General features: G+C 30.9%; 18 protein-coding genes. 14 read left to right on the top strand and 4 right to left on the bottom strand.

What is annotated here, in order from left to right:
• Position 1: 1 nt before the first annotated feature.
• The 12 genes from FOL89_RS08345 to rimO all read left to right on the top strand — a co-directional run bounded on the left by FOL89_RS08345 (position 2) and on the right by rimO (position 13,217).
• Positions 2–643 (top strand): DUF3575 domain-containing protein, encoded by a 642-nt coding sequence (locus tag FOL89_RS08345; RefSeq protein ID WP_144282366.1) that lies wholly within the window; start codon positions 2–4, stop codon positions 641–643.
• A 164-nt stretch (positions 644–807) separates the two neighbouring features.
• Positions 808–3,156, top strand: coding sequence for a GumC family protein (locus tag FOL89_RS08340; RefSeq protein ID WP_144282365.1), 2,349 nt, complete (start codon positions 808–810; stop codon positions 3,154–3,156).
• Complete coding sequence (locus FOL89_RS08335) at positions 3,156–4,517, top strand: lipopolysaccharide biosynthesis protein (RefSeq protein ID WP_144282364.1); 1,362 nt, start codon at positions 3,156–3,158, stop codon at positions 4,515–4,517. The genes FOL89_RS08340 and FOL89_RS08335 overlap by 1 nt, the downstream gene beginning before the upstream one ends.
• On the top strand, positions 4,504–5,448 hold the full coding sequence (locus tag FOL89_RS08330) for a glycosyltransferase family 2 protein (protein ID WP_144282363.1): 945 nt from the start codon (positions 4,504–4,506) through the stop codon (positions 5,446–5,448). Before FOL89_RS08335 ends, FOL89_RS08330 begins: the two co-directional genes overlap by 14 nt.
• A gap of 96 nt (positions 5,449–5,544) precedes the next feature.
• On the top strand, positions 5,545–6,618 hold the full coding sequence (locus FOL89_RS08325; RefSeq protein WP_144282362.1) for an EpsG family protein: 1,074 nt from the start codon (positions 5,545–5,547) through the stop codon (positions 6,616–6,618).
• A 27-nt stretch (positions 6,619–6,645) separates the two neighbouring features.
• Positions 6,646–7,482, top strand: a complete 837-nt coding sequence (locus FOL89_RS08320) for a glycosyltransferase (protein ID WP_185146944.1) — start codon at positions 6,646–6,648, stop codon at positions 7,480–7,482.
• 49 nt (positions 7,483–7,531) lie between these two features.
• On the top strand, positions 7,532–8,269 hold the full coding sequence (locus FOL89_RS08315; protein ID WP_144282360.1) for a glycosyltransferase: 738 nt from the start codon (positions 7,532–7,534) through the stop codon (positions 8,267–8,269).
• A gap of 26 nt (positions 8,270–8,295) precedes the next feature.
• Positions 8,296–9,042 (top strand): glycosyltransferase family 2 protein, encoded by a 747-nt coding sequence (locus tag FOL89_RS08310; protein ID WP_144282359.1) that lies wholly within the window; start codon positions 8,296–8,298, stop codon positions 9,040–9,042.
• A gap of 61 nt (positions 9,043–9,103) precedes the next feature.
• The gene (locus FOL89_RS08305) at positions 9,104–10,051 is read left to right on the top strand and encodes a sugar transferase (RefSeq protein WP_144282358.1); all 948 of its coding nucleotides are present in this window, start codon (positions 9,104–9,106) and stop codon (positions 10,049–10,051) included.
• A gap of 4 nt (positions 10,052–10,055) precedes the next feature.
• On the top strand, positions 10,056–11,255 hold the full coding sequence (locus FOL89_RS08300; protein ID WP_144282357.1) for a hypothetical protein: 1,200 nt from the start codon (positions 10,056–10,058) through the stop codon (positions 11,253–11,255).
• Positions 11,256–11,273: 18 nt separating this feature from the next.
• Positions 11,274–11,819 carry a dTDP-4-dehydrorhamnose 3,5-epimerase gene (gene rfbC, locus FOL89_RS08295; protein WP_144282356.1) on the top strand — a complete coding sequence of 182 codons (546 nt, stop codon included), beginning with the start codon at positions 11,274–11,276 and terminating at the stop codon, positions 11,817–11,819.
• A gap of 96 nt (positions 11,820–11,915) precedes the next feature.
• Entirely contained in the window at positions 11,916–13,217 is a 1,302-nt protein-coding gene (gene rimO / locus FOL89_RS08290; RefSeq protein ID WP_144282355.1) for a 30S ribosomal protein S12 methylthiotransferase RimO, read from the top strand.
• 44 nt (positions 13,218–13,261) lie between these two features.
• Here rimO and FOL89_RS08285 read toward each other — a convergent pair whose 3' ends face one another.
• Together FOL89_RS08285 and FOL89_RS08280 are read right to left on the bottom strand one after the other, a co-directional pair.
• A complete protein-coding gene (locus FOL89_RS08285) occupies positions 13,262–14,137 on the bottom strand; it encodes a sugar phosphate isomerase/epimerase family protein (RefSeq protein ID WP_144282354.1) in 876 nt (291 codons plus the stop codon).
• Positions 14,137–14,604, bottom strand: a complete 468-nt coding sequence (locus FOL89_RS08280; protein WP_144282353.1) for an acyl-CoA thioesterase — start codon at positions 14,602–14,604, stop codon at positions 14,137–14,139. Before FOL89_RS08280 ends, FOL89_RS08285 begins: the two co-directional genes overlap by 1 nt.
• 110 nt (positions 14,605–14,714) lie before the next feature.
• Between FOL89_RS08280 and FOL89_RS08275 the strand changes: the two genes are divergently transcribed.
• The gene (locus FOL89_RS08275; RefSeq protein WP_144282352.1) at positions 14,715–15,068 is read left to right on the top strand and encodes an arsenate reductase family protein; all 354 of its coding nucleotides are present in this window, start codon (positions 14,715–14,717) and stop codon (positions 15,066–15,068) included.
• A gap of 75 nt (positions 15,069–15,143) precedes the next feature.
• Here the strand turns inward: FOL89_RS08275 and katG are convergent, their stop codons facing one another.
• Positions 15,144–17,438: a catalase/peroxidase HPI gene (gene katG / locus FOL89_RS08270; RefSeq protein ID WP_144282351.1), complete on the bottom strand. Its 2,295-nt coding sequence runs from the start codon at positions 17,436–17,438 to the stop codon at positions 15,144–15,146.
• Between the two features lie 241 nt (positions 17,439–17,679).
• On the opposite strand from katG, the gene FOL89_RS08265 reads away from it, so the two are divergent.
• Positions 17,680–17,967, top strand: coding sequence for a GNAT family N-acetyltransferase (locus tag FOL89_RS08265; RefSeq protein ID WP_144282350.1), 288 nt, complete (start codon positions 17,680–17,682; stop codon positions 17,965–17,967).
• 1 nt (position 17,968) lies between these two features.
• Here the strand turns inward: FOL89_RS08265 and FOL89_RS08260 are convergent, their stop codons facing one another.
• The gene (locus FOL89_RS08260) at positions 17,969–19,060 is read right to left on the bottom strand and encodes an MBL fold metallo-hydrolase (protein ID WP_144282349.1); all 1,092 of its coding nucleotides are present in this window, start codon (positions 19,058–19,060) and stop codon (positions 17,969–17,971) included.
• Positions 19,061–19,200 lie beyond the last annotated feature (140 nt).

Below are 19,200 nucleotides of genomic sequence, written 5' to 3'. Positions count from 1 at the left end.
AATGATTTTTAAAATTTGCATCTTAAGACTGTTGCAGAAAATTTCTACAGTGCTTCCGTTATTTTCTGTTTTATTAATTAAAGCTCAAACTGAGGTTAAAATTAATGCACCATTTGTTCCTTTAGGTATACTTAATGTTGCTGTTGAGCAACCATTCAATAAAAAAATATCTTTACAGACTGAAGTTTTAGTTTCTCCCTGGAAATCATTCAGCGGAAAAAATCTCCAGATTTATATGGGAACTGTAGAAGGAAGGTATTATTTTAATGAAGTTATGAAAAAATGGCATCTTGGAATTTATGGATCTGTTGGTGTTTTTAATATACAAAAATGGAATTACTTCAATCTAGCTCCCGTAGTTGATGAAAATGGAGTTCCTGAAGTATTGCCGGATGGAACCGTTCGTATGACAGATCGTTATCAGAAAGGGTTGGCTTTTATATTAGGAGTAAGTGGCGGATATCATTTTATTATTAATGACAAACTAGGAATTGATATTTATGCTGGATTCGGTCTTACTCAGTCATTATACAAAGGATATTTGAAAGATAACGGTGAACGCTACGATGGTGCAAAGAAATGGAATAAGAGCGGAGAAATAATTCCTACAAGAGGCGGAATTATGCTTACTTATAAACTATAGATATTCGAAGAGTTACGGTTGATATTTTTTTTGTATTATTATGGTTGGTAAAATTTTTATTAAAAGATGGAAAAATGGTAAAATATAGATACTCACAACTGCTTTTTTAAGTAAATAATAGATATATTTGCAATCGTTCACAAAAAACTATAATTAATCCGAAAATGGATCATAATATCAAGAAAGAAATCAACATAAAAGAACTTATCGCACCATACTTAAGAAACTGGAAATATTTTGCTGCGACTGTTTTTATAGCTTTATTGGCTGCAGTTTATTATATCAAATCAAAATCTCCTGTTTTCAAAGCTCAAACATCTGTACTTATTAAAGATGCAAAAAAAATGTCTGCAGCTTCCGGTGATATGGGGGTTCTTCAGAGTTTAGGTGGATTTAGCGGGATGGGAACAAACAGCATAGAAAATGAAGTAGGGGTATTTGAATCAAAATCAATTGTAGAAGACGCTTTAAAGGATCTTAATTTTCAAACTACATTTTATGCTAAACAAAGCCTTAAAAACGTAGAGTTGTACGGGGAAACAAATCCTTTTATTATTAATGTTATTCAGGAAAAGGAAAATTCTGAATTGCCCAAAAAACCAATATCAATAAAAACTAAGAATAATGAAATAATTTTATCCTCGGATGAATTTGATAAAGATATAATAACATCTTTTGGCAGAACAATAAATCTGCCTTTTGCTTTAATAATCATAACTAAAAACCCTAACTACAAAGCTCCTCAAAAAGTAGATATGTCTGATCTTTTTTTCTACTACTCTAGTTTTGAAGATGCAGTAAATAATTATCAAGAGGCACTAAAAGTGGATCTTCTTGACAAAGATGGAACGATAATCAACCTTTCAGTAGATTTTGAAAACAAAGATAAAGCAAAAGATTTTCTGAATAAATTAGTGAGACAGTATAACAGTTATGCAATCAACGATAAAAATATTGAATCTAAAAAAACAAAAGATTTTATTGATCAGAGAATTGTAATTATTTCAAAAGAGCTTGGAGATGTAGAATCCCAGAAAGAAGGTTTTAAATCTGGTAATAATATTGTGGATTTGCCTACCGAAGCGAGAATAAACCTTCAGATGAAAGAACAGAGTAAGGCTCAAATTCTAGAGATCGGTACTCAGATGGAGATAACAAAGTTGTTGAGAAATTCACTTATTAGAAAAGGAACCGGAGATATTCTTCCTGTTAATATAGGTTTAGAAAACGATGCAGCTTTAAATGCTATTCAAGAGTATAATGCTTTGGTTTTACAAAGAAATAGATATTTACAGGAAGCAACACCTGATAACCCTTTGGTAAGAGATGCCAACAAACAAATTGAGCAGATGAAGTCTTCGCTTTCTGAGTCCTTACAAAGAAATATGACGACTTTGGAATTAGCACGAAGGAAAGTTGAAAGTCAACTTGGTAGTTCTTCGGGCATGATCAGTAAAATTCCTGGTCAGGAAAAACTTTTCAGAAGCATAGAAAGACAACAACAGATCAAAGAAAGTCTTTATTTACTCCTTTTGCAAAAGAGAGAGGAGGCTGCAATCAGTATGGAAATAACCTCTGAAAAAGCAAGAGTTATAGACAGAGCTTTCATTCTTAAAAAACCTGTTGCACCTAGAAAAATGATTGTTTTAGGAATTAGTCTTTTTATAGGCTTATTGGTTCCTTTCGCTGTAATTTATATAAGAAGCTTATTACAAAGCACTATTTTGAGCAGAGCTGATATTTCTAAGGTTACTGATTTGCCTGTTTTGGCAGAAATTCCTAAACTTAAAAGAAAAGATAATGCTCTTTTGTCTTTCAATGATGTTTCTCCAATGGCAGAAGCATTTAGGATTTTTGTTACCAATCTAAAGTTTTTGCTTCCGAATAAAGATTCCGGGAAAGTAATTATGGTTACATCATCGGTTAAAGGAGAGGGGAAAACATTTGTATCCACTAATCTTTCTATTATTTTGGCTTCTTCACGAGATAGAGTGTTGGTAATAGGTGCTGATGTCAGAAACCCTCAGTTACAGCGCTACAACGAAAATATGAAATCTACAAAAGGTTTAACTGAATTTTTAGGTGGAGAAAGTCTGAGCATTCAAGAAATTATTCATCCAAGTGGATATAACGAAAATTGTGATTTTATTTATTCCGGTGCCATTCCACCAAACCCAACAGATCTATTGCAGAATGGTAAGCTAGATGAGCTTTTATTACTTATTAAAGCGGAAAATAAATATAAATATATTGTACTAGACACAGCACCACTTTTACTCGTAACAGATTCCCTGCTTATTGCAGATAAATCTGATGCAATTGTTTATGTTACCAGATCGGAGGTTACCGAAAAAAGTTATTTCGAATTCCTGAATAATTCGGTAAAAGAGGAAAAGCTCAAGAATGTTGGAATCGTTCTTAATAGTGTTAAAGAATCAAACTTTGGTTACGGTAACAAATATGGATATGGCTATAGTGCTGACGAAAAAAAATGGTGGCAAAAATTTAGATAATGCAAAATAATAAGGTTATCGCTATTTTTAGAAATAAAATAGGAATAGATACTGCAATTATTTATACCGCATTCAGCCGAATTATACAAGGAGGTAGTGGGTTTTTAAGTATGCTTTTTGTTATTAAATTTTTAGATAAATTTGAACAAGGCTACTTTTATACTTTTGGAAGTATTATAGCTCTTCAGGTTTTTTTTGAATTAGGCTTAACAAGTATTATAACCCAATTTACGGCACATGAATTTGCAAACCTGAAATTTAGCGATAAGTATACTTTAGATGGAGACTTGAAAAATCTTTCCAGAGTTAGTTCCTTGCTACATCTTTCTGTGAAATGGTTTTCAGTTTTAAGTATACTTTTATTTGTTTTTTTAACCGTAATAGGTTTTATCTTTTTTCAAAATTATGGTAACAATAGTGTAGATTGGTTTTATCCTTGGCTTATTCTTGTATTGACCAGTAGTTTGAATTTACTAGTGATTCCAATACTATCTTTTTTGGAAGGATTGGGTAAAGTAAAGGAGGTGGCTATGATTAGATTAGTACAATATTCTATACAGGCTGCATTTGTATTACTGTTCCTATCAACCGGATTTCATTTATATTCGAGTGCCATAGCTAATTTTCTTGCTTTTATAGCTATTCCTTTGTTTTTATATTTTAGCTATAGGAAGAAATTAATTATTAATATTTGGAAAAATAATATTACAGAACGCGTTAATTATATTAAAGAAATATTGCCTTTTCAATGGAAAATATCTATTAGCTGGATTAGCGGTTATTTCATTTATCAACTTATAAACCCTATAGTTTTTGCGACAGAAGGAGCCATTGTAGCTGGGCAAATAGGGTTGTCTTTGGCTGTTTTTAATGGTATTCAAAGTATTTCTTTAAGTTGGCTGAATACTAAAATACCTTTTTTTTCAACAGCTATAGCACAAAAAAAATTTGATACATTGGATTTGGTATTTAAAAAAACAATAATACAATCAACTGTCGTTTCTTTTGTGAGCATTTTATTTTTTCTTTTCGCATTAAATGTATCAAACTTATATATTGAAAACTTTTCTCAAAGATTTCTAGAACCAAAACTTTTGTATGTCTTAGCTTTTTCTGTCATTACAAATCAGTTTGTGTCTGGTTTGGCAATATATTTAAGATGTCATAAAAAAGAACCATTTCTTTATTTTTCAATATTAATGGCAGTAATAATTGTAGCTGGAATTTTTCTGTTGGGGAAACTTCATGGAATTTGGGGAATAATTCTATTTTATAGTTTTGTAATAAGCTGTATTAGTCTGCCTATAGCATTATGGATATTTTATACAAAAAGAAAATTGTGGCATTATGATGAAAAATAATACTCTTTCTATTTTATCCATTGTAATTCCTACTTATAACAGAGCAGAAATTTTAAAAGAAAATCTTGATAATATTTTAGAAGATCTTATCAAATATGATATTCCTATTTTCGTTTCTGATGATAGTACTACTGATGATACTAAAATTGTTATAAACGATTTAAAAAAGAAGCATAATAAAATTTATTACTTCAAAAACACCCCATCTTTAGGACATGACAAAAATTGCATTGCTTCATTAAAACTTAGTAGTTCAAATTATATATGGTATTTAGGAGATTCAATGATGATTAAGAAAGGTAGTATTTTAAAAATACTATCTATTATTGAGTCTGAGGATCCAGATTTTATATCTTTTAAAGATGAGAACAGAAATATTCATATTAATACTGGTATTATTAATAAATCCAAAATTATTTTTAATGATTTTTCCTGGCATCTTACGATGTCCGGAGCAACAATTTATAAGAGAAGTAATTTGAAATTAAATGATTTTTCTTCTGAAAAATTTAAAAACTTTCCACAATTAGGTTTGATATTTTGTAATTTTAAAGATAACATAAATAGATTTTACTGGTTAAATGAGGATCTAATTGTTGCTAATAATAAGAAGATAAGTTATTGGAAAAATGATGTTTTTGAGGTTTTTTTTAGAGATTTGGAGCAATCACTTTTGCACTTTCCTCAAAACTTCAGCACTTCTGAAGCGGAAAAGGTAATTAATAAGCATAGTGTTTGTTCTGAGATTTTTGGGGTTAATAATATGATAAAACTGAGAATTTCTGGTATATTTAATTTTTATTCATTTAGAAGTTATTATAGATATTTTTATAGAAATACCAATTGCAATGTATTGTTTTTATTCATATTATCATTATTTCCAAAAATTCTATTAAGGGTTATCTATAATGCTATAAAAAATATAAAGTGATATTTATAAATATTATATTTAAAGTACAATAGTTATATTGTGAAAATTTTCCTAATCTTAGGAGTTCTAATGTTATGATTAAAATAATTACCAAAGATGTTATATTATCTTTTATTCTTTTTTTCTTCAATTTTTGCTTTTATAGCAAATTTTAAGTTTAAAAATATTTTTGTTATCATACTGATTGTATTTTTGGCTCTTTTTGCAGGGACAAGATTAGATGTAGATAATGATTATATGTTTTATTTAAAGCTTTTCAAATATGTTCCGGATAATGCAAAAGACTTTTTAAATGATGAGAAAAAGATAGAATGGTGTATGTATGTTATTCCAAATACATTGAATTTTTTTGTAAATTCTAAATTGGAAATGATAAGAGGATCGTTTCTTATTTTTGCTTTTTTAGGTGTGAGTATAAAGTTATTTGCTATAAAAAAATATTCGCCATTTTTCTTTTTAAGTATTATCATTTATCTAAGTTATCTTTTTATTATGCAGGAAATGACAACGATAAGGGCTGGTGTTGCTTCTGCAATCTTCTTGCTATCTTTAGATGATATTGATAATAGAAACTATAAATCTTTTTTTTTAAAGATATTATTGTGTCTTTTCTTTCATTCATCTAGTTTAGTATTTATAATAGCTTTTTTTATTATTTATTATAAAATAAGCATAAAATATTTGTATGTAGGGTTGTGTATTTGTTTTTTATTGGCTGTTTCAAAAGTAAATTTTTTAACACTTCTTTATCTTGATCGTATTTTTCCGAAAGTACAAGTATATTTGGAAATGATGGAGTGGATGAAAGAAAAGGAAACCAATATATTTAATTTTAGAATATTATTTGCTTTATTTTTTACAGGCGTATTGGGTTTTTATTATTCAAAATTCAAGGATGTGAAATTTTTTGACTCCCTTTTTAAATTACACGTAATATCCCTTTGTTTCTTTTTTATTTTAAGCCCCTCCGCACACGTTTTCTCTATAAGGACATTTGAATTGTTTTCGGTAATTCAAATTATTTTGTATCCCATGATAGTGTTTTTGTTTGAGCCTAGATCAAAATTTATTGGTTGGACTTTTATTATACTTTTCTCAATAGTACAGATTGTATATTTGATCGATGTAGTTGATATTTATAAACCATATAAGTCATGGTTATTCTATTAATATTTTATTTTTATGCATTTCGTTAATATGTCGTCATTGGTATTTGGAATTGTTTGTTTTCGGGAGAAATTTTGGGAGACAGAATCATTTATTAGTTTAATCGAATCTTTCAAACAATCAGTTTCTTGTAACAATATTATAATTTATATCTACGATAATACAGATTTTGAATATTGGAGTGTCTCAAATGAATTCGAAATAGCTGAAAATATTAAAATTTTTTACTTTTGGGACTCTAAAAATACAGGAATATCAGCAGCATACAATCATATTGCAAAATTTGCAAATAATAATGCAGTAGAATGGATCGTCTTTTTAGACCAAGATACTTTTTTACCTCTTGACTTTGTTGAAAAATACTTTGAAAGATGTAAAGAAACATCAAAAAAAATATTATTTCCCAAAGTTTATTCAAATCAAGCTTTATTATCTCCTTCTATTTACAGGTTTTACCGCACTTTCAAAATTAAAAAACTTGGAAATGAAATTATGCTGAAACATATCACTGCTATAAATTCAGGATTAATGATACAAACGAATTTTTTTTTCCAACATCACGGCTATGATTCCTGTTTAAAGATTGATTTTTGTGACCATGAATTTATTGAAAGGATAAACAATAAAAATATTATAGCTGAAATTATTAATATACGTTTAGAACAAAATTTTTCAGGTAATTCAAATAATCTGCAAAAATCATTGGACAGATATAAAATATACTTAAATGATTTGAAAAGTTATAGTAAGAATAAAAATAAAATACTGATATTTTTTATGCTGGATTTTCCTCATTTACTAAAAGAAACATTCAGGAATAAAAGTCTAGCATTTCTTAAAATTCGGTATTATTTTGGAAGAAAATAAATTAATATATATCACTATTTTATAAATATTTGTAAAATCTAATTGCTAAATGAGAGACCCTGTTTCAGTATGTATGGCATCCTATAATGGTTTTAGTTACATAAAAATACAAATAGAATCTATTCTTAAAGAATTATCTGTAGATGGAGATGAACTAATCATAGTGGACGATTGTTCAACAGATGATACTGTCAAAGTAATAAAAGCTTTTACATCAAATGTAATAAAATTATACTGTAATGAGATAAATTTTGGGTATGTAAAAACATTTGAGAGAGCTATTTATAAAGCTCAAAATAGATATATATGTCTGTCTGATCAGGATGATATTTGGATTTCAGGAAGATTAAATAAAATGTTTGAAGCAGCAAAAAAAAATAATGTAAGCTTGATTGCCTCAAATTTTGAGATAAATAATCAATCTAAAAAAAATGTAAGTTTTTATAACCTTAAAAATGAAAACTCATCAAAATATTTAGGGAATATTAGAAGGATATTTTTAGGTAAATCTGCTTATTATGGTTGTACAATGATGATAGATAGAAACTTATTAAAATTTATATTACCTTTTCCAGGTTATATTGAAGCCCATGACTTATACATTGCAATGACGGCTAACCTTTTAAAATCTGTCTACCATATTTCAGATAATACGCTTATTTATAATATTCATCAAAATAACTCAAGTCTAAGAAAAAGGAGTTTACAAAAAAAAATAAAAGCTAGATACTATTTTTTTAAAACAATATTGCATTTTTTAAAAAAAAGAAAAAACAATAATTTTTGACTCAAACGTATTAATAAAGATAGTGTATGAAAGTTAGTATTATTACAGTTTGTTGGAACAGTGAAAAATATATAGAAACAGCATTAGAGTCTGTATTAAATCAAACATACAAAGATATTGAATACATCATTGTAGATGGAGGATCTAAGGATAATACTTTGGATATTATTAAAGAGTATGAAAAAAAATTTGCTGGAAGATTACATTTAATAAGCGAAAAAGACCAAGGGATATATGATGCTATGAACAAAGGTATTGTATTGTCGTCAGGAGACATTATCGGAATTCTTAATTCGGATGATTTGTATACTTCACAATATGTTATAGAGAATATTGTTAAAAATTTTAAAAATAAAAATATTGACTCTTTATTTTCTAATCTCTATTATGTATATCAAGATGATATAAACAAGATTCAAAGAAAATGGACTACAGGTTTACAGGATAAATTTAAAAATGGGTGGCATCCCGCTCACCCAACTTTATTTGTAAAGAAAGAAATTTATGAGCGTTGGGGTGTTTTTGATTTAAAATATTCTATAGCAGCTGACTTCGAGCTTATGATGAGGTTTTTTGAAAAAGGGAAAATCTCATCGTATTATTATCCTGAATATATCTTAAAAATGCGATCAGGAGGTACATCAAATAATAATTTAAAAAATATTTTAAAAGGAAATAAAGAAGTTATAGATGCTTTCAAAAAACATAATATAAAGGTGCCTTTTTATTATACTTATAAAAGATGGTTTATAAAAGCTATGCAATATTTTTAATTTATTTATATTTGTACAAATAGTTTCAACGACTGATTGATTTTTTGAGAAATAAGTAAGCATGAAGAATTATCTAAATCTTTCAAAATATAATGAAAGATATCTTTTTATAAATATAAGCAATATAACATTGAAAATTTTAGAAGAAGATAATTTCAAGAAATCTCATAAGTCTTTTTTTTATAATTCAGAAAATAGTAAAAGAAGCATTTTTACTTATATTAAAAAATTAAATATTAAAACCATTATTATAGAAACTTCAGAATTAAATCATCTTCCGGAAAATGTAACTAATGAAATTGTAGAAGCAAAACTGCAAGGAATAAAGGTATTTGAAGTACATGAGTTTTATGAGAAAATAAATAAAAGAATTCCTCTCGTTAAGTTAAAAGAGAACGAATACTTAGCAGATGATATTTTTTCTATAGGTTTAAACAATCGAGATTTCGTTTTCAAAAGAGCTATAGACCTTATTTTTTCTATTATTTTAATACCGTTGGTACTTCCTGTAATTCTAATAGGTTGTCTTATGGTTTTTATTAACTCTCCTGGAAAAGTTCTATTTTCTCAGGAACGAGTAGGTAAAAATTTACAGACTTTCAAAATATATAAGTTAAGAACGATGACATTAAAACATAACGGTGAATTTACACAAAATAATGATAATAGACTTTTAACTGTAGGTAAGATTCTCAGAATAACCAAAATTGATGAGTTACCACAGTTATTTAATGTTCTCAATGGAAGCATGAGTCTCATTGGACCTCGTCCTGAGCAACAAAAATATGTTGCCTTATCTGTTGCTGAAAATTCATACTTTGATTTAAGACATCTAGTAAAGCCAGGAATTACAGGTTGGGCTCAAGTGAATCTTCCTAAAGCAACCCCGAAAGATAATCTCAAAAAACTAGAGTACGACCTATTTTATATCAAAAATTATTCAATATTTTTAGATTTAAAAATTCTATTGAAAACGATTAAAGTAGTTTTCACTTTAAATAGTAACTAGTATTATGTGGCTGAGTAAAAAAACAATTGTTTTTTGTTTAATCTTTCTTTTTGAAATATTTTTTTCTCAAAATAAGCTTATTCCAATTCTTGCCTTCCACGGAGTGCCTCAAGGAGAATACTCTACTAAAGAACATTTTCTAAATATGAAAAATGTAGGAATTGATATTTGTTATAATTCATACAATAATAGTTTTGAGGCGCTTAAAGCTTTAGATGCAGCACAGCAGGCAGGAGTGAAGATTGTTGTAAGGGTACCTACTTTATTTACGGATACAGAAAATACGGTCAAATTATTTAAGAAACACCCAGCACTTTATGGATACTATATTTTCGATGAACCCTCTCCAAAAGAATTTGATAAGCTTAAAATATTAATAGATACTATAAGTAAATACGACTCCAAACATATTTTTTATATAAATTTATTTCCCAACTATGTAGGAAAAGACGTTATTCGCAATTATACCTATAAGCAATATCTTGAAGCATTTATCAGTAAAGTAAATCCAAGTTATATTTCTTTTGATTATTATCCTATTGCAAATAATAATGTTCGTAAAGGATGGTATTCTAATCTGGAGGATATAAGGGATATATCTAAAATAAATAATATACCTTTTTGGGCATTTGCTTGCTCTACTATACATTTTAATTATTTAGCTCCTACAACTGAAGGTATAAAATTACAGCAGTTCAGTAATTTATTATATGGAGCACAAAGTCTTCAATATTTTACCTATTGGACAAATACATTTGAATATATTTGGATTAAAGATAAGTATGGTAATGGAATTGTTGATGATAAAGGAATGCCTACCGCTACTTATGATATTGTTAAAAATGTCAATCAGCAAATACAAAGGTTAGCTTGGGTTTTTGTAGGTGCAAAGTCAGATCAGGTTTTTCATATAGGGAATCAAATACCTGAAGGAACATTCAAGTTACCTTCTCTACCAAAAGGTTTTAGTTTTTTTTCTACTAATGGTAAAGATGCGCTAATTTCTTACATGTCGAATGGGAAAAATAATTTTATAATTGTTCAGAACAAATCATTAGAGAAAAAACTTAAGTTAGAATATAAATTAAGGTTAAAAATGAAAAAAGTAAATAATAATACTGGGAAAACTGAAAGTCAAGTAATTGGAAAAAAAAGTGTGGACTATATTTTGCCAGGTGATATTCTCATTTTTTCTTTAAATTAATTAATTAATAAGAATAATATGAAAATAAAACACACTCCATTAAAAGACTGTTATATTATCGAACCGACTATTTTTGAGGACGATAGAGGCTATTTTTTTGAAAAGTTTAATGAGAGAAAATTTGAGGAACTTACGGAGATGAATGGACATTTCGTTCAAGATAATATATCAAAATCATCTTATGGTGTTTTAAGAGGCTTACATTTACAAAAAGGTGATCACGCACAGGCAAAGCTGGTTTCATGTCTTGAAGGAAGTGTTTGGGATGTTGCGGTTGATCTTCGTAAAGATTCACCTACTTTTGGACAATGGTTTGGCATAGAATTATCAGCTGAAAACAAACTGCAGTTATATATACCTAGAGGATTTGGACATGGTTTTTCTGTAATTAGTGATTTTGCGTTATTTTCTTATAAATGTGACAATTTTTATAATAAAGATTCTGAAGGAAGTGTCAGATTTGATGATCCAAACCTGAATATAGATTGGAAATTAAAGCCAAAAGATATTATTTTATCAGAAAAAGACAAAAAAGCACCATTATTTTCTGAAAAAAATTATTAAAATCATAAAACACAGAACCGAATCCTTTGGTTCTTTTTTTTATTCTTAAATTTGCAGCCACAAAAAAATACTTAATTACTTATTATTCAATATAAAATGCGCACAAAATCTGTAGGGAAGAAGAAAATAAATATCGTGACACTTGGTTGTTCCAAAAATGTTTACGATTCTGAAGTGTTGATGAGCCAGCTGAAAGCCAACGGAAAAGAAGTGGTGCACGAAGATAAAGGAGACATCGTGGTCATCAATACCTGTGGCTTTATAGACAATGCTAAAGAAGAATCAATCAACACGATACTTGATTTTGTTGAGGCTAAAAACCGGGGTGAAGTAGAAAAAGTTTTCGTTACAGGCTGTCTTTCGGAAAGATATAAACCGGATTTGGTAAAAGAAATTCCCGATGTAGATCAATATTTCGGAACCAGAGATTTACCGATTCTTTTAAAACATTTAGGAGCAGATTATAAGCACGAATTAGTAGGAGAAAGACTTACTACTACCCCCAAACATTATGCTTACCTAAAAATTTCTGAAGGTTGCGACAGACCGTGCTCATTCTGCGCAATTCCTTTGATGAGAGGGGGGCACGTTTCAACACCAATAGAAAAACTGGTGAAGGAAGCTCAGAAATTAGCAAAAGTAGGAGTTAAAGAGCTTATACTTATCGCGCAGGATCTTACTTATTACGGACTTGATATTTATAAAAAAAGAGCTTTGGCTGATCTTCTGAAAGAGCTGGTAAAAGTTGAAGGAATTGAGTGGATTCGTCTGCATTACGCTTTTCCTAGCGGATTTCCGGAAGATGTTCTTGATATAATTCGTGAAGAACCGAAAGTTTGTAATTATATAGATATTCCTCTGCAACATATCAATTCAGATTTGCTTAAATCTATGAAAAGAGGGACTACTCATGAAAAAACAAATGCTCTCTTGGCTAAATTCAGAGAAAAAGTACCGGATATGGCAATCAGAACTACCCTTATTGTAGGATATCCGGGAGAGACTGAGGAAAGGTTTCAGGAATTGAAAGAATGGGTAAGAGAACAGAAGTTTGACAGATTAGGATGTTTTACTTATTCCCATGAAGAAAATACTTCCGCTTATGTATTAGAAGATGATATTCCGCAGGAAGTAAAAGAAGAAAGGGTAGAAGAGATCATGGAATTACAATCACAAATTTCATGGGATAAAAATCAGGCAAGGATTGGCGAGATTTACAAATGTATCTTCGACCGCAAGGAAGGAAATTACTTTGTAGGACGTACTGAATACGATTCTCCTGATGTTGACAATACTGTATTGGTTTCTGCAGAAAATACGTACATCTCAATTGGCGAGTTTGCCCATGTGAAAATTACTTCAGCCGAAGAATTTGATCTATATGGTGAGTTGATTTAGAATTTACAGTAAAATATAAAGCCAGACATTGTGTTCTGGCTTTTTTATTTCATATCAAAAAAACTGTTTTGCTGAATAAATTTTTTGCTGATGGCAATGCTTTCAAAAATGTTTTTATCGCTGGAATCCTGTTCCAGAAACCAATGCTTCAATCCCGCTTTTTCTTTATATCTGAAAATCTTTCTAAAGTCAATAGTTCCGTTTCCTATCTCAGTAAAATCGTTATTTCCAGCTTTCATATCTTTTATGTGCCACAAAGGAAATCTACCTGGATATTTTTCAAAATAATCTACAGTATTGAGTCCCGCTTTTGCGATCCAGTACAGGTCAAGTTCCATTTTTACCCTATCTGATGAGGTATTTCTCAAAATGAAATCATAAGCATTGCCTTTTTCATCAAAAGAATCAAACTCAAAATCATGATTATGATAAGCAAACTGAATATCTGCTTTTTGTGTAACTGTCCCTGAATTTTCAAGCAAATCAGGAAGTTTTTTGTAATGGTCAACGGTTCTTTCTTCAGGAAAAAGGTACGAGCACACCATATATTTTGTACCCAAAGATTGCAGATCTTCTACGGTTTGCTCCCAATTGGTCATTAAGCTGCCTTTACCTGGGTGTACAATTCCTGTTGTGTGATGTGAACTGATGACTTTCAGTCCTGTATTGTTCAGAATTTGCTTAAATTCGTTGAGGTTTCTCCCAAAAAACAAACCGTCATAACCATATATTTCAAGTTGATTGAATCCTAATTGTGCCAGCTTTTCCAAGGCTTTTTCCGGATTTTGTGAAACAGCATCCCGAATGGTGTAAAGTTGTATTGCTAATGTTTCTTTGGTGGTCATAATGTTTGAAATTCCGCATGAATATAAGCCAAGAATACCCAATGATGAAAGTTTGATGAAGTCTTTTCTTTCCATTACAAAAACGGTTTCATTTCGTCCTCAATCTGAGTTCTGAGCTGCATCAGTCTTTTTGCATATTCTTCCTGCTTCATTTCTTCTTCAGTAATAGGAATCCATTTGGGAACCGGAAGTTTTTTTCCGTTTTCATCCACTGCGACAAAAACAATGATACAGTGGGTTTTTTTATCAAAATTCGGCTGTTTTAGATTTCTCGAAAAAACATTGATCGAAATATGCATACTGGAAGAGCCAGTGTAGATTACCAGTGCTTCCACTTTTACAATTTCTCCTATTTTTATAGGTTCATAAAAACGTATTCCGCCTACATATACTGTAACAGAATAATTGCCGCTCCAGGTTGTAGCACATGCATAGCCAGCCTGATCAATCCATTTCATTACACTTCCGCCATGAACATTTCCGCCATAATTGACATCTGATGGCTCTGAAATAAACTGAAAAGTAACAGGTTTGTTCTCCATTTTTTTAATTTGAATAAAGGTATTTATAATTTTTAAAATTTTGCATTAAATCTTATTTTTGTGGATGTAAAATTTATTAGAAGTACATTTTTAAATCTAAAATATATATAATGAAAAAAGTTTTTTATCTGAATACTTGTGATACGTGCAGAAAAATTTTAGCACAATTTGATCTCTCCGGTTGGGAATTGAGAGAAATAAAAAAAGAACCGGTTACAAAAGAAGAGTTGGATAAAATGTATGATAAAAGTAAATCTTATGAATCTTTATTCAGCAAAAAATCTACTCAGATAAAACTTAGAGGTTTGGATGTAAAATCTTTACAGGAAAAAGATTTTAAAGAATTGATTTTGAATCATTACACATTTTTAAAACGTCCGGTTTTTCTTACCGACAAACAAATTTTCATAGGTAATGATAAAAAGAATATAGAAGCACTGAAAGAATTTTTTGAAACAAAGTAACTGGAATTTCATTTCAATAAAAATCCTTCATTGTTTAAACAATGAAGGATTGGTAAGCAATATTAATGGAAAATTTTATTTCAGATCAAATCGATCTGCGTTCATCACTTTTGTCCAGACTTTGATGAAGTCTTTTACAAATTTTTCTTTATTATCGTCCTGAGCGTAAACTTCAGCATAAGCTCTCAGAATAGAATTAGAACCGAAAACCAAATCTACTCTGGTTGCAGTAAATTTTGTTTCGCCAGACTTCCTGTCTACAATGTCATACCTATTTTCACCTGTTGGCTGCCATTTGTAATTCATATCAGTAAGATTGGCGAAGAAATCATTACTCAAAACTCCGATACTTTCTGTAAAAACACCATGTTTAGTTCCGCCGAAATTCGTTCCTAAAACCCTCATTCCGCCAATCAGGACAGTCATTTCCGGCGCAGTAAGTCCCATGAGTTGGGTTTTGTCGAGCATCATTTCTTCCGGAGTTACGAGATAATCTTTTTTCTGCCAGTTTCTGTAGGCATCATGCAACGGTTCCAGTTCTGCAAAAGATTCTGCATCAGTCTGCTCTTGCGTAGCATCACCTCTTCCAGGAGCAAACGGAACTTTTACGTCGAAGCCGGCTTCTTTAGCGGCCTGTTCTACAGCAGCACTCCCGCCTAAAACAATTAAATCTGCAATGCTTATTTGTTTACCTGACTCAGATTGAATTATTTCCATAACATCCAAAACTTTTTTTAGTCTTTCAGGCTCATTTCCTTCCCAGTTTTTCATTGGCTCAAGACGAATTCTGGCTCCGTTTGCTCCACCTCTGAAATCAGAGCCTCGAAAAGTTCTTGCAGAATCCCAAGCCGTGTTGATCAATTCTGTCTTAGTTAATCCCGAACTTAAAATTTTTGTTTTTAAATCTTCTATTTCAGCATCAGAAAGTGTATAATCTACTGCAGGAATAGGATCTTGCCAGATGAGATCTTCAGCAGGGACATCGTTTCCCAGGTATCTTGATTTTGGTCCCAAGTCTCTGTGTGTTAATTTAAACCATGCTCTGGCAAAAACGTCCCGAAAATATTCAGGATTTTCACGAAACTTTTCTGAAATTTTTCTGTATTCAGGATCTGCCTTTAAAGCCATATCTGCATCGGTCATCATTGGGTTTCTGCGTATAGCAGGATTGTGTGCATCGATAGGTTTGTCTTCTTCTGTAATATTTACAGGCTCATATTGCCATGCTCCTGCCGGACTTTTTCTTAGTTCCCAATCATATTTAAAAAGCAAATCGAAATATTCATTATCAAATCTTGTCGGGTGGGTTGTCCAGGCTCCTTCAATTCCTGAGGTCACTGTATTTCCGCCGCCACCTTTAGGATTTATCCATCCAAAACCTTGATTTTCAATATCTGCTTCTTCAGGATCACTGTCCAAAGTGGAAGCGTCGCCATTTCCGTGCGCTTTTCCTACGGTATGTCCGCCGGCTGTAAGAGCAACCGTTTCTTCATCATTCATCGCCATTCTTTTGAAAGTGGTTCTCATATCCTGAGCGGTTTTCAAAGGATCAGGATTTCCGTCAACGCCTTCAGGGTTTACGTATATTAATCCCATCATAACGGCAGCCAAAGGATTTTCCAGATCTCTTTCTCCGGAGTATCGGCTTCCTTCACTTCCTGTAGGAGCCAGCCATTCTTTCTCGCTTCCCCAATAAATATCTTTTTCAGGATGCCATATATCTTCTCTTCCTCCAGCAAATCCAAAGGTTTTAAAGCCCATGGATTCGTAAGCCATATTTCCTGCCAGAATCATGAGATCTGCCCAGGATAATTTATTTCCATATTTTTTCTTGATGGGCCAAAGAAGTCTTCTCGCTTTATCCAGATTAGCATTGTCGGGCCATGAATTTAACGGGGCAAATCTTTGGTTTCCCGTATTCGCACCTCCTCTTCCGTCAGCAACTCTGTATGTTCCGGCAGCATGCCATGCCATTCTGATCATCAATCCTCCGTAATGTCCCCAATCAGCAGGCCACCATTCTTGACTTTCGGTCATCAGGTTTTTCAGATCAGATTTTACGGCTTCAAGATCAAGTTTTTTAAACTCTTCTGCGTAATTGAAGTCTTCCCCGAGAGGATTGGTTTTTTTATCATGTTGATGGAGGATATCTAAATTTAAAGCTTTTGGCCACCAACTCATCACTGATTGGTCTGTTCCTGTATTTGCACCATGCATTACAGGACATTTTCCCGAACTGTTTCCTGATGCTTCCGGAGAAACAGGATTTTTTTCATTCTGACTGTGAATGGTTTCTCCCTGATTAGGATCATTTTTCTTTGAAAAATCGTCGTGAGGAAAAGGACATTTGCCCGAGTCTTGGTTATTCATAATAATTTATTTTCAATTAATATTTCAAAATTAAAATAAGAGCAGTTGTGAAAGATGTTTTTTTAATTTTTAAAGATGATCTCTTTGATAGATCAAATAAATCAATAACTAATACGTGATTAGTAAAATCTATAATATTGAGATGTATTATCTAAATTACAAATTTTAGTTTGAAATATTCATTAAATTTTGTATTTTTAGAATGAAAATTACCAATATCAACCATTATAAATAAGTTATTATGAATAATATTAAATTTGAAATATCGCCATATCAAGATGAACTTCAACTTATTATAGATAATGATAAAGTTGGATATATGTCTATTTCTGTGAAAGGACGACTGCTTAATGTTTATTATACGAAAATTGATGAAAATTATGAGGGACACGGCTTTGCAAAGCTCCTTCTAGACAAGCTGGTAAACTATGCCGAAGAAAAAGATCTGATGATAGATCCTGAATGCGATTTTGTAAGACAGCAACTCGAAAATCATCCGAAAAGATACAAAGGAATATGGCACGATTAAGCTATTTCCACCATGTTTCAAATGTCATATCACTATTGTTAACGTCTAAAAGTTCGCCTATTTTTGGTGTTAAAATTTTGATATTGTGTTCTTTTGCTAAAGAAGTTATCTTATTAAGCGGTTCGTTCCACGGATGAAGCGCCAGTGCAAATTTTCCGGAATGAACAGGAACGATATTTTTTGCATTAATATCAAGACTTGCCTGAATTACATCTTCTGGTAGCGCATGAATATATTTCCAGGCTTCGTTATACTGTCCGTTTTCCATAATGGCTAAATCAAAAGGCCCGAATTTTTCACCTATGTCCTTAAAATGACTGTCATACCCGCTGTCTCCACCTAAAAATATTTTAATTGAAGGTGATTCCAGGACATAGGATGTCCATAAAGTATTGTTCTTGTTAAACTTTCTTCCGGAAAAGTGCCTTGCCGGTGTAAAAGTAATTTTAAATTGCTTTTTGAGCAGAACCGAAGTTTCCCAATCTTCTTCTATAAGCTGATCTTCGGAATATCTCCATCTTTCAAAATGCGCCCCGACTCCCAATGGAAGAATTACTTTTTCAACCCTGTTGCGGATTGCTTTTACCGTAGGATAATCAAGGTGATCGTAATGATCATGAGTAATGACAAGGTAATCAATATTGGGAATGTCTTCAGGTTTAAATATATCTGCCCCCTCAAAAGCCTTATTAAATATTGGAAAAGGCGAACCATATTTGCTTAAAACAGGATCAATCAAAAACGAAACTCCCTCGATTTTTAAGAAGTAAGAAGAATGTCCCAGCCAAATAAATACATCTTTATTTTGAGGAAGGTTTTTAATATCCGAATATATTGAAGGAATAGCCTGAACAGGTTTTAGCAAAGGATCTTTCTTACCAAAGAAAAAATCTGACATTACTTTGGGCATAGAATAGCCTTCTGCAAACTGTGGAGTAAAACTTTGATTCTGAAATTGCTTGTTTCTGAAGTTTTTTGATTTTAAGATTCTTTCCAGACGTTTTCCTTTTGGGGTTGCTCCGAAAACTTCTGATGAAAGAATAAAATAGGCTAGTATAATCAGTATAGCAATAATGAGAAAGAAATAAATCATTTGAGCTTTTTTTAAATATGAAACAGTAGTAAGTAATTAGTCATCATTATAAAGGTAATCAACTTTTTTAACTGACGAATGAGTTTCTGTTTTACTTTTTTAATTTCGGATAAAGTTTAGTATTTTTAATTCTTAAAAAA

The organism is Chryseobacterium echinoideorum (assembly GCF_007474535.1).
Lineage (GTDB): Bacteria > Bacteroidota > Bacteroidia > Flavobacteriales > Weeksellaceae > Chryseobacterium > Chryseobacterium echinoideorum.
The sequence above is the reverse complement of the archived record's forward strand: the minus strand, read 5'-3'. Positions and strand labels throughout refer to the sequence as shown.

Bases quoted from the DNA above. Each gene is read 5' to 3' on its own strand.
- FOL89_RS08345 (WP_144282366.1), top strand. From the start codon at position 2: ATGATTTTTAAAATTTGCATCTTAAGACTGTTGCAGAAAATTTCTACA.
- FOL89_RS08340 (WP_144282365.1), top strand. From the start codon at position 808: ATGGATCATAATATCAAGAAAGAAATCAACATAAAAGAACTTATCGCA.
- FOL89_RS08335 (WP_144282364.1), top strand. From the start codon at position 3,156: ATGCAAAATAATAAGGTTATCGCTATTTTTAGAAATAAAATAGGAATA.
- FOL89_RS08330 (WP_144282363.1), top strand. From the start codon at position 4,504: ATGATGAAAAATAATACTCTTTCTATTTTATCCATTGTAATTCCTACT.
- FOL89_RS08325 (WP_144282362.1), top strand. From the start codon at position 5,545: ATGTTATATTATCTTTTATTCTTTTTTTCTTCAATTTTTGCTTTTATA.
- FOL89_RS08320 (WP_185146944.1), top strand. From the start codon at position 6,646: ATGTCGTCATTGGTATTTGGAATTGTTTGTTTTCGGGAGAAATTTTGG.
- FOL89_RS08315 (WP_144282360.1), top strand. From the start codon at position 7,532: ATGAGAGACCCTGTTTCAGTATGTATGGCATCCTATAATGGTTTTAGT.
- FOL89_RS08310 (WP_144282359.1), top strand. From the start codon at position 8,296: ATGAAAGTTAGTATTATTACAGTTTGTTGGAACAGTGAAAAATATATA.
- FOL89_RS08305 (WP_144282358.1), top strand. From the start codon at position 9,104: ATGAAGAATTATCTAAATCTTTCAAAATATAATGAAAGATATCTTTTT.
- FOL89_RS08300 (WP_144282357.1), top strand. From the start codon at position 10,056: ATGTGGCTGAGTAAAAAAACAATTGTTTTTTGTTTAATCTTTCTTTTT.
- rfbC (WP_144282356.1), top strand. From the start codon at position 11,274: ATGAAAATAAAACACACTCCATTAAAAGACTGTTATATTATCGAACCG.
- rimO (WP_144282355.1), top strand. From the start codon at position 11,916: ATGCGCACAAAATCTGTAGGGAAGAAGAAAATAAATATCGTGACACTT.
- FOL89_RS08285 (WP_144282354.1), bottom strand. From the start codon at position 14,137: ATGGAAAGAAAAGACTTCATCAAACTTTCATCATTGGGTATTCTTGGC.
- FOL89_RS08280 (WP_144282353.1), bottom strand. From the start codon at position 14,604: ATGGAGAACAAACCTGTTACTTTTCAGTTTATTTCAGAGCCATCAGAT.
- FOL89_RS08275 (WP_144282352.1), top strand. From the start codon at position 14,715: ATGAAAAAAGTTTTTTATCTGAATACTTGTGATACGTGCAGAAAAATT.
- katG (WP_144282351.1), bottom strand. From the start codon at position 17,438: ATGAATAACCAAGACTCGGGCAAATGTCCTTTTCCTCACGACGATTTT.
- FOL89_RS08265 (WP_144282350.1), top strand. From the start codon at position 17,680: ATGAATAATATTAAATTTGAAATATCGCCATATCAAGATGAACTTCAA.
- FOL89_RS08260 (WP_144282349.1), bottom strand. From the start codon at position 19,060: ATGATTTATTTCTTTCTCATTATTGCTATACTGATTATACTAGCCTAT.